Origin of the sequence: Halosimplex halobium (genome assembly GCF_051414055.1) — an archaeon.
GTDB classification, from domain to species: domain Archaea; phylum Halobacteriota; class Halobacteria; order Halobacteriales; family Haloarculaceae; genus Halosimplex; species Halosimplex halobium.
In genome coordinates this window covers 53,049-67,661 of the sequence record NZ_JBLKNX010000016.1, presented here as the reverse complement: position 1 = coordinate 67,661, position 14,613 = coordinate 53,049, and the positions used below count along the sequence as shown (strand labels likewise).

Here is a 14,613-nt window from a genome sequence, read left to right as displayed (position 1 = left end):
TAACCGAGTAGTCGAATACACTGACGAGTAATTTTTTGTCTGAGCGACAGCCAGGAGTGGCATATGGCCGATATGGAAAAATTAGACAACGAGCTGATGGACCTACGGTCCATGATAGAGTCGTTAGAGGACGACTGGCGGGCCATGGAATCTGACTGGGATGACCTAGGGAACATCAACGATGTGGAAGATGAGTTAATTCCATTGGTGATTTCTACGTACGCGGCGATTGAGGATATCACTTCACACGTATTGGTTGCGTATGTAGTGAAAGATGGGATCTCGAATACCGCATTCGATTATATCTACTCGGACATGAGCCAGTCACACCGAGAGCAGTTCCTGATCAGGTGCAACCTGCTGTCACGACAGACACGAGGTAAAATCGGGAACTTCAGGGCACTACGTAACAAAATAGCACACGGGAGTACTGAACGGTTAGACTGGTACCGAGACGATGTGCCGCATCGGATGAATCTCGCGTTTGAGGTGCTAGACTTGTTCACAGCTGCGTTTACTGACTCTGAGTTCATTGACGAGTTGGTTCGAGACGAAGAAACGGCCATTTGATGCTCTATTGAATATCCGTATATTCGGCAATACAGGTAGCTAGCTACGCGTTTAGACGTGGAGAGCTCATTCCTCTGCGGTCTCTTCAGCGTCTTCCTCAACTGTTTCTTCTGACTCACGGCCCCGACGCTTTGTAGACAGCCGATAACTAATATCAGACAATAACAACCCACATTCCCACGTCCCCATCTTCTCATCGGTAATTTCCAGGCTAACTGAATCGAGGTAGTTGAAGCCGTTAATTTGGAACATTACATCGACGTATTCGCCTTTGTCGAGAATTGTCGGGATTGGCCGTCCCTCGGGGAATGTGTGCGCGATTTTTCCCTCGCCAGGGACTTTGTGTCTCTCGAGAAGTCGTTCGTCGAAGTCCGCATTGAGGTCGATATCTGTGATTTTCGCACGACCGAACGACTGGTTTCTGAATCGAACCGTGCAGCGAATCACTTTGTGGTTCTCGAAGGGAGAGCCGACGTCTTCGACGTCCGCGATCTTGTATTTGAGGTCTGGGAGTTCGGAGTCGCGTTTGCTGACTTCGAAGATCTTGAACGATAGATATCCGGTGATGACGGCTTGTGTCCATCCGATTCCCAGCATCATGTTTTGGTAGATAGTGGGGTCTGTGGCGGTGTTCACGGCTAGGATTGCGATGGGAGCGAGGAGGAATGCGGCGAGGAAAATGTACGCGTGGTATCGGAAGAAGAGGTAGACGGCGAGTTCTTTCAGGGACGGTTCCTGTTCTTTTTGCATGTCTTGGTGTGTTTTGTCGTGATATGCCAAGATAATCACTGTGAACACGGCACTGTCGAGTAGTCGTGGAAAGCGTGTAGCCGATGAATCGATTATCCGTATATTCAGTTATACAGACAGTCAGCTACACGGTTAGGCATTGAACCGGGCAGTTGAGTAGACGTGTAGCTGTCTAACCGTCTAACCACATACTCACGACATGGAGTTATTCTTTGTCGACGAAGACTATCCGCTCAACGCTATCGAACGCGATGAATATTTCATCATGCGTGTCGGGCTGGTACGCTCCTCCTTCAGGAATACCGTGTTCACCGGTCTCGAGCGTTTCAGGATTATAGTATTCGATAGCATCTTCCAGAACGAATCCGGGAGGCATCGAGAGAACATCAACAACGGTGCCTTGTAACCCGTATCTCAGGCGTTTTTCGTCACTTCCAGAAACAGTCGCAGACACTTGCTCAATACGTATTTCTTGGTTTTTGTAATCCTTCCAGTACTCGATTGCTTTCTTCGTCTCTTGTGCAAGCTCTGTGACTGGTAGTGAAAGCAAATCCGTCATGGTGGTTCTGTCTGTGCTAACTGATTAAATATTGGGGCGATAGCTGTCACAGCTACTACTAAGTGATGTGAGAGTAAACTCAGTTGGAAATGAATCGTGAGGAAACTGTAGTCAGAGAAATTAACGCGAACTATACGCAGTCTGAGGACCGAGCGGTTGGTGGTGTTCTCACGATTACGTCTGACGCGATCGAATTCGCTCCGAACAAAGTCGACGAACTGACTGGGGGTACTGAAGTTAGGATACCAGTAGAGGAGATTGAGAGTGTGGGCGTTGAAGAGAAGTTCAGCAATGGTCTTACTGATGCGTTGCGCGGTGGTGGGTTGCGAGACCGACTGCGTATTGAGCGTACTGACGGGCGTCAGGAACTCTTTGTGGTGAGTGATTTAGACGGTGTTATTCACGATATTAGAACTGTCGTCGATGGCGAGGTTGCAGATGTTTCTGAGAGTGAGGGTGACCCGGAGTTAGGTGGGTTGCTACTGTCTGGAGTGGCGTATTTGCTTGGCGGGGTTGCGCTATTGCTTGGAGTGCTGTATTTGCTTTCGGCTGATGTCGCGGTTTCTGTGTTGCTGTTGCTTGCAGGAGTGCTTGGAGTTCCGTATACGAGAGGGCGACTGGCCGGGGTTTTGGGTGTTCGAATTAGTAAGTGGACCGCCTCGATTCTGTTTATTTTGTGCTGGCTTGCTGCCTCGCAGCTGTTAGCCTAACTTGAAGACCTGATTTGTGTCGTAGAAGGCGTGTTCTTTCACACCCTTTGTGACTGAATCTATTGCTCAGTATGCCTGCGTATCTTGCACCTCACTTTGACCAACTAAAGCCGTGATTTCGTCTTTGTGGAGAGACATCTCCGATTGTCAACGATATTACTGACCTCTACAACCTCCACCAAGCCGAAAGCGAACTCCCCGATGACGTAGAGCGATTCATCGAGACGAAGGTAGTGTAGAACCTCTCAGAAGTCTGCAAGTCCCTGTTGACCGGCACGCCGCCGCTCCTCGGGTGGAATATTCGTAGCAATTATTTCGTCCACTTCCTCTCGATCCTTTGCGTCACTATTGATTGCTCGTGTTGCGCCTTCTACCTCAACGTAGAATCCGGCTTCGTCGTACATCTCGTACATCACGCCGCTGTTGCTGAGGATTACACTGACACCTCCCTCATTAAGTTTCTGTGCTACATCCCGAAGACTTTCTTGGTCGGCTTTCCCGAACCCTTCCGCACTATAATCGGTGAAGTAGGCAGTTGGACTCATCGGCTCATATGGCGGATCAAAATAAACTAAGTCGCCTTCCTCTGCTACCTCGGTAATGTACTCGAATCCAGTATTCTGAATCTCGGTATTCTCAAGAACTCGACTGGCTTTTCGGATTTCTTCTGCTCGCACCCAATCTGGATTGCTGTACCTTCCGATAGGAACGTTGAACCCTCCGCTACTATTCTCGCGGTAGAGACCATTGTAACACGTTCGATTGAGATAGAGGAGGAGTGCGGCCTCTTCGAGTTCGTCGTACTCGTCGTCGTAGGGCCGGTTATTGAACAACTCACGTTGCTGGTAGTAGTAATTCTTAATCTCCTTTCCTTTGCGATTGGTATTCGAGAATCGGCGGTCAGGGTCAGGGTCTGATTCGGGGTCGTCAAATGACCGGAGTAAGGTGATTAGTTTCTCGGGCCGGTCGCGCACTTGCCTGTAGAAATTGATGAGGCGAGAGTTGGTGTCGTTGATTGTCCCATTTTCAGGTTCAAGGTCGAAAAACAAGGCACCACCGCCGAAGAATGGTTCGTGATAGTGGGAGTAGATATTGGGGAATCGGCTGTATAACTCATTGAGGAGTTGCCGTTTCCCACCGGCCCACTTCAGAATGGGGCTGACCATCTTATGACCAGTTGTTACGGCTTCGGGTTTAAACTTGCCAATTCAATATGAATTGAATGGGTATTGCGTCTGCACTTTTAAGCCATTTCCTGTGTAACCGTCATTTGTGACCGCCGACCGCGACAAGGAATCGGTGCCGTCGATCGTGACGTTTGCCGAACAGGCCGTCGAGGGGTTCGAGGTGCCGTGGACCTCGAACCCCGTCGAACGGCTGATGGGCGAAGTCAGCAAACGGTGCAAGCACCAGTGGATGCGCTGGACAACGGAGGGATTAGAGGCGATACTCCAGCTTCGGCTGGTGAAGTACGCTGATCCAGAGCACTACCAATCGTTCCTTGACGAACTACTCCAGCGATCGACCAAAACAGCAATGAGCTATGACCTCTCAATTGAGAGCACCAGAGGCAAACTCTAAACCGCTTTGCGACGCGACCAAAAAGTTGAGGAAGAGTTGGGTGAGGAGGTGGGTCTTGAGGAAGGTGACCGTGTTCTGTTCACGGATCTCGTTGAACAATTGACTGACCGCAATCCAGATCGATGGGGTCGGAATAGTAATTCGGTTGTCTCGACAGAAACTCCGGATGGTCAGTTCTCGTCGTCGCGCGAAGGATACCGGCGAGAGCATTACGAAGGTGACGATTATTGGTCGTACGCAGATGTGCGTGTTGAGGATGAACGGAGTGGCGAGAGTTATGAGGTTACGGTTCGTACTGATCACATTGGGAATGTGTCTGTTGTGGACGATGATGGGGCGCCTGATGACGTGTTGGAGTATGCGCGGTCAAGGGAGAAATCGGACCGGCGGTGAGAAGGAAAGTGTTATTCGGCGGGTTGTTCTTCGCGGAGTTCGTTGGCGTAGTGTTCCAGTGCATGTTCGACGACAGCGGTTTTGCTGTCGTAGTTCGGGTTTAGTTCCTTGATTTCGTCAAGGAGTTCGTTGCACCGGTCGTTCAGCCAAAGTGTCTGAGCCATGATTTAGTTATCCTTGGTAACCACCGTGGTTTCGATATAGACTTTCATGACTGGTACGCAGATGGTTTGACGTGGATCAGCGTGTATTCGTCGTTCCCAACTGCTTCTGTACCGACGTATTGGGTTCCAGCTCCGGTTACGATATTCTGAATAATCCGGTAGTATTCGTCGTTGCGCGGGTGTTCGTAGTCGTCGCGCGCATCAGGCAGTTCGTTTTTGATTGTGTCTTGGATACTGCTTGTGACTGACGGGCCGTAGCGGGCCAACCAGTAATTGTCAGTTTCGGCGACGAGATTTTCCTCGGTGGGTTCAGCACCTTTGGTGATGTTTGCCGCGACGGCTTCGAACGCATCACGGATGTCGTCTGGGTGCACTCCGTTCGGCGGTGATTCGATGTCTATTTCCGCGTTGATGATGGTTTCAGCGGCTTTTGTTGCATCAAACGGGCGGTCGTCTGGCATGTCTCCCGCTTTTTCGACGTGGAAATGGTAGCCGTCAGGGCTGTTCTCAATGCAGTCGTTGTAGTATTCTTCTACAGTTTCTGCTTGGAACCAGGTCGGGTTCCAGAGTTCAATGGATAGTGTGCCTTCGTCCGGGTCGAAGCGTGCACGTTCGGCCTTCAGGCTGTGGTTGGGGTCGAACAGGCGAAGCAGGTCGTTTGTGACGGGTGCGCCGGTCAGGTTGTGGGTTTGAATCCACTGGTAGATTTCTGCGGCGTTGTCGATGGTTTGTTCGTCTTCTGCGTATGGGAATTCGGTTTGGGTTTGGTCTGTCATGCTACACTAACACCTATAGGACCTATAGGTATAAAGTCTTACGGAGATCCGATAAGTAAATCTCTCTTACCAAACTGGACCGTACTGAATCACCTACCACCCGCCGATAAATCCTCGTAATGGCACGCACACGCATACCACGATTCTCTCTTACCAAATTCTCCAGAGTCTCGTCGACAAGGATCTCGAAGGGTGTCAGAGAAGGCGTGTTCTTTCACACCTATCGAGACTGAATCCATTGTTTAGTGTGCTTGCGAATTGATTGCTCAGTAACTCCATAGACATAGTCAAGGGAACAGAATCAACACAGTCGAAGCCATCATTATTGGCCGTAGCAGTCTACTGAACCCTGTAGAGATGGGGTGATTTTCCCATCGTTGGCAATCTCTACCCGGATTATCATACACCCCTGAATATCTTCAGTTTGATATGTTTCTTGGTCCCCGCCATCCATCGACCACTTCAATAGGTACTTCCCGGTCTGTTCTGGAATATCCGAAACCCATTCTTCGGTTGGTTCTCGTTCACCGTCTGTCCGGATAGTCGCAGGGCTTAGGATTACTGTTTGTTCTACCACCACGTCCCCTCCTTCAGAACCCCTCAAGAGCGTTACGTCAAGAGTATGTTCGGTGGTGTCATAATTGGCAAACTCAACACGCGCTAATCCCTCCATCGTGTCGTCAGCGTTTTTCCTCGTGTTACAACCAACAAATCCACCCCCTCCAACAACAATGGCTCCCCTGAGGAGAGACCGTCTATTCAAGTCCACATCGTTACGTATAATGAGGAAGATAAAACATTTTTCTGGATTAATAACTCGCTTTGAAGTCCCCTCCGATACTCCTCTGTACTGAACGATACGTGCTTCACCTGTACTGAGCATCGGGTATTTTGTGTCGTAGAACCCTGATTCTCTGACGCGGAACCGATTCTTACCAACCAAAAGTGGGGTTCGCGTCGTTTGATTGTGCTATCGACGTTGCTGTTCGTCGTTTATTGCGGATATTGTGGATTATCCGTCAGCCAGGGCGCGAAGGACGTGATCCATCATCTGCGACCCTCCAGCTTTATCTGCAAAAGCCAGTGCCTTCCGCGCAGTAGTGACCCCGACATACTCATCCGGGAACATGAACAAGACCCAGATAGCCGTCGCTGTTGGGTACAGGAAGATATTCTTACCACTCTCGGGGTCTGTCGCCTCTTCGAACGGTACTGGCTCTAGTACCCGCTGATATAGTTCCCCGAGAGTTCGAGGGTCACTGTTCAGTACCTCTTCGAGTTCGTTACGACTGTCTCGATCTACGCGGAGTCCGGAATCAGTATCGTGGACAACATTGTGTTCCTCAAGATAGGCCTGCATTTCGTCCACGTCCGCACTACCGACAAAGTCCAAGTTCAACTGCTCTTCCGGGACGGCAGGAGCCAGGGCTCGGAAGTACCCGTATAGCTCAGCGGCGAACTCTTCTGGCGGCATGCCGCGTTTCCCACTTGCTCGGTCGTCTTCGTCTTCTCGCACGACATGGTATAGAATCGAGTTCTCGTCGAAGGCGAGGGTGAAGTGGCGGTTGTTCCAGTCGTTTGTGACGGCGAAACCGTCTGAAGTTGGGTTGAGGCCGAAGGTGTCGCCGTCAAAACGGATTGTTACGTTGTCTTCTGTAGTATCGACGTAGATGTCAGAGCCTGGGTCGAAGTTGAACGCGGTCACTGGACATGGTTACCACTCATGTGTTGTTTGAGAGGTTACTTATGCTTATCCGCTTGATTCGAGTTTGACCGAGAAAATAACCCACAGTGGTTTCGACCTCTGAATAGCAGAGTCGATCAGTAGTTATCGAATTCTCGGTGATAGAGAACCTTTCCGCCCTTCTCTACAATAATCGGCCCTTCGTCCGAACCGGGCGTTCCCTTGTTCTGGGTGCAGATCATCGGTGTTCGGTTAAGCATTAGACGGGCTCATGAAGGCCTCAGCTACTCGTTCGCTCAGTAAGAGGCGTGATTTCTCTGGTTGACGGGCATCACGGAACATCAACTCCGTCAAGTTCGGCGGCGGATACCCGAGCGACTGGGCCAGATCTCCAAGGATGAGCTGGGCGACAGACCGAAAGGTCTTCGCCCAGCGTTCTCGCGGGAACACTGTCTCAGGAAACCGCTCTTGAAACACGCCCAGCAAGGCTCTGCTGACCGTCAGTGTCAGCAGAGCCGCCACCACCAGAAGCTCCACGATTGCTGGATCGCTTGTCTCGAACTTCTCCAGTCCGTACAGCGATTTCAACTCTCGAAACAACAACTCCACCTCCCACCGCAGCCCGTACAACGCCGCCACTTGCCTCGGCGTGAACTCATCGGGTAGATTCGTCACGTACAGATGGTAGTCGTCGGTGTCCTCGTTGCGGACACCGACGACGCGAAACTCCATCCTATCGGTTGATTGCTTTCCAGCATACGCCCGCCGCTTGAACTCGATTTCCACAGTTACGTCGATGAGCTCTCGCCTGAGATCACCCACCACGTCTCGAAGACGACGTTCCGGTAAGGAAATGGCGCGCCCGCGCCATTTCCGCCGCTCTCCGACGATCAATGGATTTGCGTTCGACTTCAGCCGAGTCAGGAAGAAGCCGCCGTTCTCTTCGATCAACGCGAACCGGCGGAAACTGTAGAAGCCCAGATCGAACAGTAACAGCCGGCCTCGCAGCCAACTCCCGGTGCGGAGTTGGCTGCTCTCGTGGGTGCGTTCATCGGTGAGCTGGAACTGCTCGATCGTCTGCTTGGTCGCGTTCTGCACGAGGTGGAGTTTCGCGCCGGATTGATCCGGGTGAGTCGCGGGAAACGCATCGAGGAGCCGATGCAACCTGAACACGGTTGCATCGGCGATCAGCACCTCTCGAAACAACTCGAACTGCGGCGCGATCGTGTGAGGAACCGCGACCTCCTCGAGAGCGTGCTCGAGGAGGTCGCTCAACAGTGTTTCGAGCGCCGGTGTGAACCGATCGTAGAAGCTTGAGCGGGCAACGGTCTGGTTGGTTGCTGCGGAGTACGCACGTTGAAATCCGGCGATGGTACGGGCTTCGCCATCGACGGCGAAGCCCATGATGAGCGTCCAGACGAGCATCGTGATGTCGATAGTTCGGTTGCGTTGGACGACATCGCGCTCGCGCGCGATGTCTTCGATAAGCTCGGCTGGAAACAGGGAAGTCAATCGCCGTCGTATGAGGTTCGGGGAGAACTGCTTGAACACATTCTCTCCCCACGCGGTCTACAACGATAGCTTCGTCAATCGGGCGCTGTCTCTTGATTCAGCGTCTTAACCGAACACGGATGGGGTGCAGATGTAGAACACGAACCCACCCTCAAAGATGGCTACAACAACTTCATCAACTGGGTCGAACACCTCTCCGACCTCGGCTTCATAGATGTCGCCATCATCTTTGAACCGAAGGTAGCTGTACCTCGTGTCGGTCTGTACTGAATGGCCAAGATGTTCCTCGAGGTAGTAGACGATGTCTTGGTACAGCTCTTCGTCGTCTACATCCCCGTCTTGTGGTACGTAGAAATCCATTTGTCGCGTCCTTCTTGCTGAAGTGATTTATAACTACTCCGCCACAAAGACGGGTATGGACGACGACCCCGGCTTCCGAGATATTTTGCAGGATTTGGAAGAGACTGAGGGGACGGAAATTGCGAATGAGCTCCGTCGGTTGAAACGGTCAATATACACGGTGAATCGGAATTTTGAGGAAGTGAACGAGCTGGATCAGTGGTTTCGAGAGCAGGGGTTGAGTATCCAGTTAAAGAAGGATAAGGGCGACATGGATGGGTTTCTCCAGGAGTATCTGCGCCGGTATCACAACTACGTTGTGTCGGTCTACACGCTCATCAAGCAGACGCAGCGAATCAAGCGGGCGGACAAGTACGGTACGAACGAGTTTGATGACATCTACGATAAGGGCAAGCGAAAGCACGATATCGAAAAACGATGGGAGTTCCTCCAGCAGCTTCGGCATTTCATGGTGAAGAGCCGACTTCCCTCGATTGACATTACCCTATTCGAGGAGGATGAAGGGGTTCGGTTTGGTATCGTTGTGTCGCGTGACGAACTGCTGAATCACGGTGATTTCGACCCAGAGCATAGGGAGTATCTTGAGGGGTTGGGTGAGGAGATTGATATCCAGGCGGAGATGCACTCTTACCAAGAGGTTCTGAACGAGTTCTACTCTTGGTTCTTTGAGGCGCTTCAGGATCACCGGGATGATGCGATGGGGGAGCGTGAGGAGACGATTCGGCGGTTGGAAGAGCGACATGAGGAACTCTTCGGCGACTTGGGATAGCTCTGATTAGCTGAGTGTTCAGTTTGGGTTTCTTCTAACAGAATCCAAAACTGAAGCGTGTTTTCGACACTATATCGAACCAAACCAGGGGGTCAAACACCCTGTTTTGCAGATGCCAAAACTGACCCGGCTAGTTAAGTTTCTTCAGAAACAACATATAGTATGAGCAAACAAGAAACAGTGCACCGGTACATCGACCTCACACAAGTAGACCCACTCCGCGACGCAGCACACGACCGCCCCCTCCGCTACGACTCCCTTGGACGTCGCCTTCGTGACGAACTACTCGTAGTCCTCGGAATTGACCTCGGCCTGCGCGCCAACGAACTGCGTGGTCTCAAGCAGTCGATGTTCCGACTCTCTGAGGGAGAGGTGACCATTCCCGGACACGTGCAGAAAGACTACCCCAACGAAGACCTATCACCGGGGAGCGTCACGATGCGACTCGATCCGTTCGGCCACTTCGGAACCGTTCGCCTTCTCCGCAGCTACTTCAACAGCGAGTGGTACCAAGATCGAGAGAGCGACTACGTCTTCCCGTCACGGCAGTCAGGCCAGATGACGACGGAGTCGATGCGCAACGTCGTCGAAGACCTCGCAGTTCACGCAGACATCACGGTTCACCGGAGCGACGGTGAGCCAGCAGACCCGTCAGAATTTCACCCACATGCACTCAGACACTCGCTTTCGAACTATATGTTGGGTAACCCGGAAACTCGACTGGTGGACGTACGGAATAGGCTCCGGCACCGCAGTGTATCGACGACAGAACGCGTTTACGACCATTTTCAACGGCGGTGATGGACGAAGCAGGGATTTTCAACCAACCCGGTTGGTCCAGGAGTATTGTCGCTGGACGGAAGACTTGAAAGGACTGGACAGGAATGCACCACTATGTCTGAATCGACCGGCAACCAAGGAAACCGACTCACTTGGGTAATCTACGCACTCGGAATCCTACTACTTTTATTGGCGATCAATGCTGCGAGCGATGGGTTCGTCGGGGTGATTGCAGCGATTATCTGGGGTGTCACTGGACTAATTGTGATTCCCCCGACACGCAGTATCGTTGGCATGCTTTCGGAGCGAGCAGGCGGTCCTGACGTGTCCGCGTTCGGGACTCTCACGCTAGCGGCGATAGTGCTGGTGGGGATCACTGCTGGCGGTGTGCTGGCGCCCACAGACAATATCGATTCTCAGTCTCCGTCTGATGATGGTAGTATATCTTCTCCGACACCGTCGCCGACACCGACGCCGACACCAGCCGGAGCGACTGGACCATCACCGACCGCAACTGCAACGACGACACCGACCGTAACTGCAACGCCGACAGCAACGACTACGCCAACGCCATCCGGTCCACAAACCTCATGGACAGTCACTGTCACCGAGGTCGTCGATGGGGATACGATGGATGTTGAGATGCCGGACGGGTCCACAGAGACAATTCGGCTTCTTGGCGTTGATACACCGGAAACGTTCGGTGATGTTTCGCCAGACGAGTGGGAGGGAATCCCGGACTCGTATGATGGCCGTGACTGGTTATCGAATTGGGGTGATAACGCGACTGAATACGCTCAGGAACGACTGGCCGGCCAGGAAATCTATATCGAAGTGGATTCGGAGAGCGATCGTCGCGGGTCATTTGACCGACTGCTCGTTTACGCGTATCTGTCTGAGTCGGCTAGCAAGTCATTCAATTTGCGACTAATCGAGAACGGATATGCGAGGTTGTACGACAGTCAGTTCTCGCAGAGAACTGTATATGAGTCGGCTGAGACCGAAGCTCGAAACGGTAACGTTGGTGTGTGGGCATACACGTCTCCGACACCAATCCCGGATGGAGGGTCCGATGAACTGGTTGTGTCGAACGTCCATGCCGACGCCGAAGGCAACGACCACGAGAATCTGAACGATGAATATATCGAGCTCACGAACAACCGTGACTCGGGTATCGACATGACCGGATGGACGCTCTCAGACAGCGCTGACCATACCTATTCGTTCCCAGACGGATTCACCCTGGATTCAGGGGATTCAGTGACGATCTACACCGGCAGCGGGTCTGATTCGAGCTCTAAGCTGTACTGGGGACGAGACAGTGCGGTTTGGAATAACGGTGGAGATACGGTGATCGTGACGAACGACAATGGTGAAAGGGTAGTTGAGGACGAGTACTCCGGTTGAGGTTAGGACCGAATCATATATTTACCAACGCTCATCCGTAGCACATTGTTGATTTCACAGCGTCGCTCGAACAGCGTGTTTGAGAGCAGCTCGACCGGGTTTCCGAAACAGCTCTCGACGTAGTTGAAACGCTCTGAGATACTGTGTTAGCTTGTCTTTGGAGATACCTCGGTGGGGCGAGAGCCACCGTCGCACCTGCGACGCGTGGCTCTCGCAGGTGTTGACGTGAACTTCCTCATCGGCGTATTCACCGTCGCCGCGGACGACGTATTCGCGGTCGAATGCGTCGTCCGCTTCGAGCGGTTCATACGCTCGAAAGCCGTCGGTATAGACCGTGAGCGACTCCTCTTTGCGGTCAGCAAGCAGGAGTCGAATCGTCGATTCGTCTGCGGTTTTCGCCGGGATCACGTACCGTTGTCCGGTGCCGCGGTCAGCGATGATGAAAACCGGTGGCTTGTCGCCGCTATACGAACCACGCCCACGCGTGGACAGGCCACGCGAGCGCGACTCTCGGTCGCGATCGCGGCCTTTCTTCCCGGCAGAGACGTACACTTCGTCGATTTCGACCGGTCCGACGAGATTGAGAGAAGGCGCATCGAGCGCTCTGGCGAAGCGCTCGATGCGCCGGTGCATCGTCTTGTGTGTTACCTCGATTTCGCACTGTAGTTGGCGGAGACTCGTGTTAAACCGGAGAAACGCGTAAATCGAGAACAGCCACCGACGGAGCACAATCTTCGAGTGAGCGAAGATTGTGCCAGTCTTGTCGTTGAATGTTCGGTCGCAATTCTTACAGAGATACCGCTGAAACTCTCTGTAGCTGCCGTTTCTGACCGTCCGGTCAGAACGGCAGCGAGGACAAGTCACACCGTCACGCCAGCGAACCTGTTGCAGCAGGTCCGCTGCGACCGATTCCGACCCAAACACATCGAGCGGAATCATTCGTGTCGGGCACCGCTGACGCGGTGCCCTTGTCCTCTTTGACTCCACAGCGATCGCTCAGCAGCGTCAACAATCTCCTACGCAAGAGCGAACAGTGAAAGACACCGATAGTCTCGACGTGAAATCAATGAAGGTTCGAAACGGACTGAAGATCTCCGCCGAATCAGTTGATTCAGCTGTTATCGCGGATCACGGAGCGACGGTTATCGGTGAGGTGGATGGAGACGTAATATCAGTACCTCACAAAGCCGGTTAGTTAGAACGTCTGCTGAGCGTGTCATAGAAAGCCTCCCGTGGGAGGCCGCAGGGTTTGGAAACTGTGTCCAGCAGTACCAACGCCCTGCAAGACGTAGCTTCGGTAGACGACTTCTTGAATGCGGCGGCTACCGAGACAGTATCGTTGTTTGAGCATCTTGAGTTCGAGTTTCTGCTGGAGTACGACGTGTTCGCCCCCTCGAAGCGGGGGCGAACACGGGTTCACGAACCACCAGACCTCTTTCGCGGCTTTCTGCACTGCTACTACAAGGATGTCTACGGCACGCGTCCGGTTACACGAGAACTCCAGCACGGCCTCGTCTGGTACTACTGTGGACTCGACAAACCGCCATCCAGAGACACGATTGACCGCTTTCTCACCGACCTCGAACACGTCATCGACGATGTCTTCGACAGACTCGTCGAGCAGGCCGCCGCCCGCGGCCTGCTCGACTCCACGTATTCGATCGATTCGACCCACGTCGAAGCGATCCAGTACAACGGCGCTGCCTCGTGGAACTACGATCCGACAGCTGAGGAATACTACTACGGCTTCGGCTGTACTATCGTCTCGACCGGCGCAAAGATCCCGATCGCAGCGGAGTTCACACAGGCCAAGCAAACATCTCAAGAGACGGCGATGCGCGTCACACGTGACGCGCTCGCCGTCGATACACCGATCTGGATGCTCGGAGACAGCGCCTACGATATCCTCGACTGGCACGACCTCTTGCTTGCCGCAGGGGTCGTACCAGTCGCCCCGTACAACCCGCGAAACACTGACGACCCGAAAGACATCGAGTACAGGGTCGAAGACTGTATCACCGAACACAGCGAGGACGTTCAGCTGAAACAATCCATCTTGGACGAAACGTACAACAGCCGGACAGGAGTCGAACGAACTAACGACGCGGTCAAGGACTGCGGCCTCGGGCACGTCCGCGCCCGAGGCCGCGTCCACGCACGAACTGAAGTGTTCCTTGCGCTGTGCCTCCGACTCGTCGTTGCAATCACCAACTATGAGCGAAGAAACAATCCGGGGCAGGAGAAGCTGTGAGATGGATTCTCGCTGTCAAGATTTTTTGATTCGAAGCGTAACTCGCCATGAGGGAGTAGCGTCTCCGAAGTGGCCAAAGTCGTATGTTCCGGTTGGTAGACATCCCTCTTTGTCTGGATCTGTCCAGAGTCGATACTTGTGATGGAATGATTCCCCAGATGTTAGTGTGGTCGATTCAGCATCACCACCCCCTCCAAAGTAGTCTTTGGGCTTCCAGCAGGCTTCTGAACGTTTTTGTGGATTATAGGAGGGAGGAACTAACACCAATCCAGTGCCTTGCCAATCCCCGTTCTCAATAGTGTGACTACTCAGAATCTCTGCCGACTCCCGTCCGATACTGACACTAG

General features: G+C 52.8%; 16 protein-coding genes and 1 pseudogene. 7 read left to right on the top strand and 10 right to left on the bottom strand.

Going from position 1 to position 14,613, the window contains the following annotated elements:
* Positions 1-63 precede the first annotated feature (63 nt).
* Positions 64-570 carry a hypothetical protein gene (locus ACMGFG_RS16960; RefSeq protein WP_436931506.1) on the top strand — a complete coding sequence of 169 codons (507 nt, stop codon included), beginning with the start codon at positions 64-66 and terminating at the stop codon, positions 568-570.
* Positions 571-636: 66 nt separating this feature from the next.
* Here ACMGFG_RS16960 and ACMGFG_RS16955 read toward each other — a convergent pair whose 3' ends face one another.
* Together ACMGFG_RS16955 and ACMGFG_RS16950 are read right to left on the bottom strand one after the other, a co-directional pair.
* Positions 637-1,320, bottom strand: a complete 684-nt coding sequence (locus ACMGFG_RS16955; protein WP_436931505.1) for a hypothetical protein — start codon at positions 1,318-1,320, stop codon at positions 637-639.
* Positions 1,321-1,525: 205 nt separating this feature from the next.
* The gene (locus tag ACMGFG_RS16950) at positions 1,526-1,879 is read right to left on the bottom strand and encodes a hypothetical protein (protein ID WP_436931504.1); all 354 of its coding nucleotides are present in this window, start codon (positions 1,877-1,879) and stop codon (positions 1,526-1,528) included.
* An 89-nt stretch (positions 1,880-1,968) separates the two neighbouring features.
* Between ACMGFG_RS16950 and ACMGFG_RS16945 the strand changes: the two genes are divergently transcribed.
* Positions 1,969-2,589, top strand: coding sequence for a hypothetical protein (locus tag ACMGFG_RS16945; RefSeq protein ID WP_436931503.1), 621 nt, complete (start codon positions 1,969-1,971; stop codon positions 2,587-2,589).
* A 245-nt stretch (positions 2,590-2,834) separates the two neighbouring features.
* Here the strand turns inward: ACMGFG_RS16945 and ACMGFG_RS16940 are convergent, their stop codons facing one another.
* A complete protein-coding gene (locus ACMGFG_RS16940) occupies positions 2,835-3,755 on the bottom strand; it encodes a DNA adenine methylase (RefSeq protein ID WP_436931502.1) in 921 nt (306 codons plus the stop codon).
* Between the two features lie 133 nt (positions 3,756-3,888).
* Between ACMGFG_RS16940 and ACMGFG_RS16935 the strand changes: the two are divergent.
* Positions 3,889-4,170: pseudogene (locus ACMGFG_RS16935) on the top strand (ISH6 family transposase); the annotation flags it as partial.
* Between the two features lie 404 nt (positions 4,171-4,574).
* Here ACMGFG_RS16935 and ACMGFG_RS16930 read toward each other — a convergent pair.
* The 6 genes from ACMGFG_RS16930 to ACMGFG_RS16905 form a co-directional block, all read right to left on the bottom strand.
* The gene (locus ACMGFG_RS16930; protein ID WP_436931501.1) at positions 4,575-4,727 is read right to left on the bottom strand and encodes a hypothetical protein; all 153 of its coding nucleotides are present in this window, start codon (positions 4,725-4,727) and stop codon (positions 4,575-4,577) included.
* Between the two features lie 44 nt (positions 4,728-4,771).
* Entirely contained in the window at positions 4,772-5,503 is a 732-nt protein-coding gene (locus ACMGFG_RS16925; RefSeq protein WP_436931500.1) for a hypothetical protein, read from the bottom strand.
* A 322-nt stretch (positions 5,504-5,825) separates the two neighbouring features.
* Positions 5,826-6,386, bottom strand: a complete 561-nt coding sequence (locus ACMGFG_RS16920) for a hypothetical protein (protein WP_436931499.1) — start codon at positions 6,384-6,386, stop codon at positions 5,826-5,828.
* Between the two features lie 129 nt (positions 6,387-6,515).
* On the bottom strand, positions 6,516-7,208 hold the full coding sequence (locus tag ACMGFG_RS16915) for a hypothetical protein (protein ID WP_436931498.1): 693 nt from the start codon (positions 7,206-7,208) through the stop codon (positions 6,516-6,518).
* 231 nt (positions 7,209-7,439) lie between these two features.
* Complete coding sequence (locus tag ACMGFG_RS16910; protein WP_436931497.1) at positions 7,440-8,738, bottom strand: IS4 family transposase; 1,299 nt, start codon at positions 8,736-8,738, stop codon at positions 7,440-7,442.
* 66 nt (positions 8,739-8,804) lie between these two features.
* A complete protein-coding gene (locus tag ACMGFG_RS16905; RefSeq protein WP_436931496.1) occupies positions 8,805-9,059 on the bottom strand; it encodes a hypothetical protein in 255 nt (84 codons plus the stop codon).
* 55 nt (positions 9,060-9,114) lie between these two features.
* On the opposite strand from ACMGFG_RS16905, the gene ACMGFG_RS16900 reads away from it, so the two are divergent.
* From ACMGFG_RS16900 to ACMGFG_RS16890, 3 genes are all read left to right on the top strand, one after another.
* Positions 9,115-9,828 (top strand): hypothetical protein, encoded by a 714-nt coding sequence (locus ACMGFG_RS16900; protein WP_436931495.1) that lies wholly within the window; start codon positions 9,115-9,117, stop codon positions 9,826-9,828.
* Positions 9,829-9,990: 162 nt separating this feature from the next.
* Complete coding sequence (locus ACMGFG_RS16895) at positions 9,991-10,629, top strand: tyrosine-type recombinase/integrase (protein WP_436931494.1); 639 nt, start codon at positions 9,991-9,993, stop codon at positions 10,627-10,629.
* A 93-nt stretch (positions 10,630-10,722) separates the two neighbouring features.
* Positions 10,723-12,015 carry a lamin tail domain-containing protein gene (locus ACMGFG_RS16890; RefSeq protein WP_436931493.1) on the top strand — a complete coding sequence of 431 codons (1,293 nt, stop codon included), beginning with the start codon at positions 10,723-10,725 and terminating at the stop codon, positions 12,013-12,015.
* Between the two features lie 54 nt (positions 12,016-12,069).
* Here the strand turns inward: ACMGFG_RS16890 and ACMGFG_RS16885 are convergent, their stop codons facing one another.
* The gene (locus tag ACMGFG_RS16885) at positions 12,070-12,954 is read right to left on the bottom strand and encodes an IS1595 family transposase (RefSeq protein WP_436931492.1); all 885 of its coding nucleotides are present in this window, start codon (positions 12,952-12,954) and stop codon (positions 12,070-12,072) included.
* Between the two features lie 319 nt (positions 12,955-13,273).
* Here ACMGFG_RS16885 and ACMGFG_RS16880 point away from each other — a divergent pair, with 319 nt between their 5' ends.
* The gene (locus ACMGFG_RS16880; protein ID WP_436931491.1) at positions 13,274-14,266 is read left to right on the top strand and encodes a transposase; all 993 of its coding nucleotides are present in this window, start codon (positions 13,274-13,276) and stop codon (positions 14,264-14,266) included.
* Positions 14,267-14,613: the final 347 nt, after the last annotated feature.

Coding starts and splice junctions, on each gene's coding strand:
- ACMGFG_RS16960 (WP_436931506.1), top strand. CDS start 64: ATGGCCGATATGGAAAAATTAGACAACGAGCTGATGGACCTACGGTCC.
- ACMGFG_RS16955 (WP_436931505.1), bottom strand. CDS start 1,320: ATGCAAAAAGAACAGGAACCGTCCCTGAAAGAACTCGCCGTCTACCTC.
- ACMGFG_RS16950 (WP_436931504.1), bottom strand. CDS start 1,879: ATGACGGATTTGCTTTCACTACCAGTCACAGAGCTTGCACAAGAGACG.
- ACMGFG_RS16945 (WP_436931503.1), top strand. CDS start 1,969: ATGAATCGTGAGGAAACTGTAGTCAGAGAAATTAACGCGAACTATACG.
- ACMGFG_RS16940 (WP_436931502.1), bottom strand. CDS start 3,755: ATGGTCAGCCCCATTCTGAAGTGGGCCGGTGGGAAACGGCAACTCCTC.
- ACMGFG_RS16930 (WP_436931501.1), bottom strand. CDS start 4,727: ATGGCTCAGACACTTTGGCTGAACGACCGGTGCAACGAACTCCTTGAC.
- ACMGFG_RS16925 (WP_436931500.1), bottom strand. CDS start 5,503: ATGACAGACCAAACCCAAACCGAATTCCCATACGCAGAAGACGAACAA.
- ACMGFG_RS16920 (WP_436931499.1), bottom strand. CDS start 6,386: ATGCTCAGTACAGGTGAAGCACGTATCGTTCAGTACAGAGGAGTATCG.
- ACMGFG_RS16905 (WP_436931496.1), bottom strand. CDS start 9,059: ATGGATTTCTACGTACCACAAGACGGGGATGTAGACGACGAAGAGCTG.
- ACMGFG_RS16900 (WP_436931495.1), top strand. CDS start 9,115: ATGGACGACGACCCCGGCTTCCGAGATATTTTGCAGGATTTGGAAGAG.
- ACMGFG_RS16895 (WP_436931494.1), top strand. CDS start 9,991: ATGAGCAAACAAGAAACAGTGCACCGGTACATCGACCTCACACAAGTA.
- ACMGFG_RS16890 (WP_436931493.1), top strand. CDS start 10,723: ATGTCTGAATCGACCGGCAACCAAGGAAACCGACTCACTTGGGTAATC.
- ACMGFG_RS16885 (WP_436931492.1), bottom strand. CDS start 12,954: ATGATTCCGCTCGATGTGTTTGGGTCGGAATCGGTCGCAGCGGACCTG.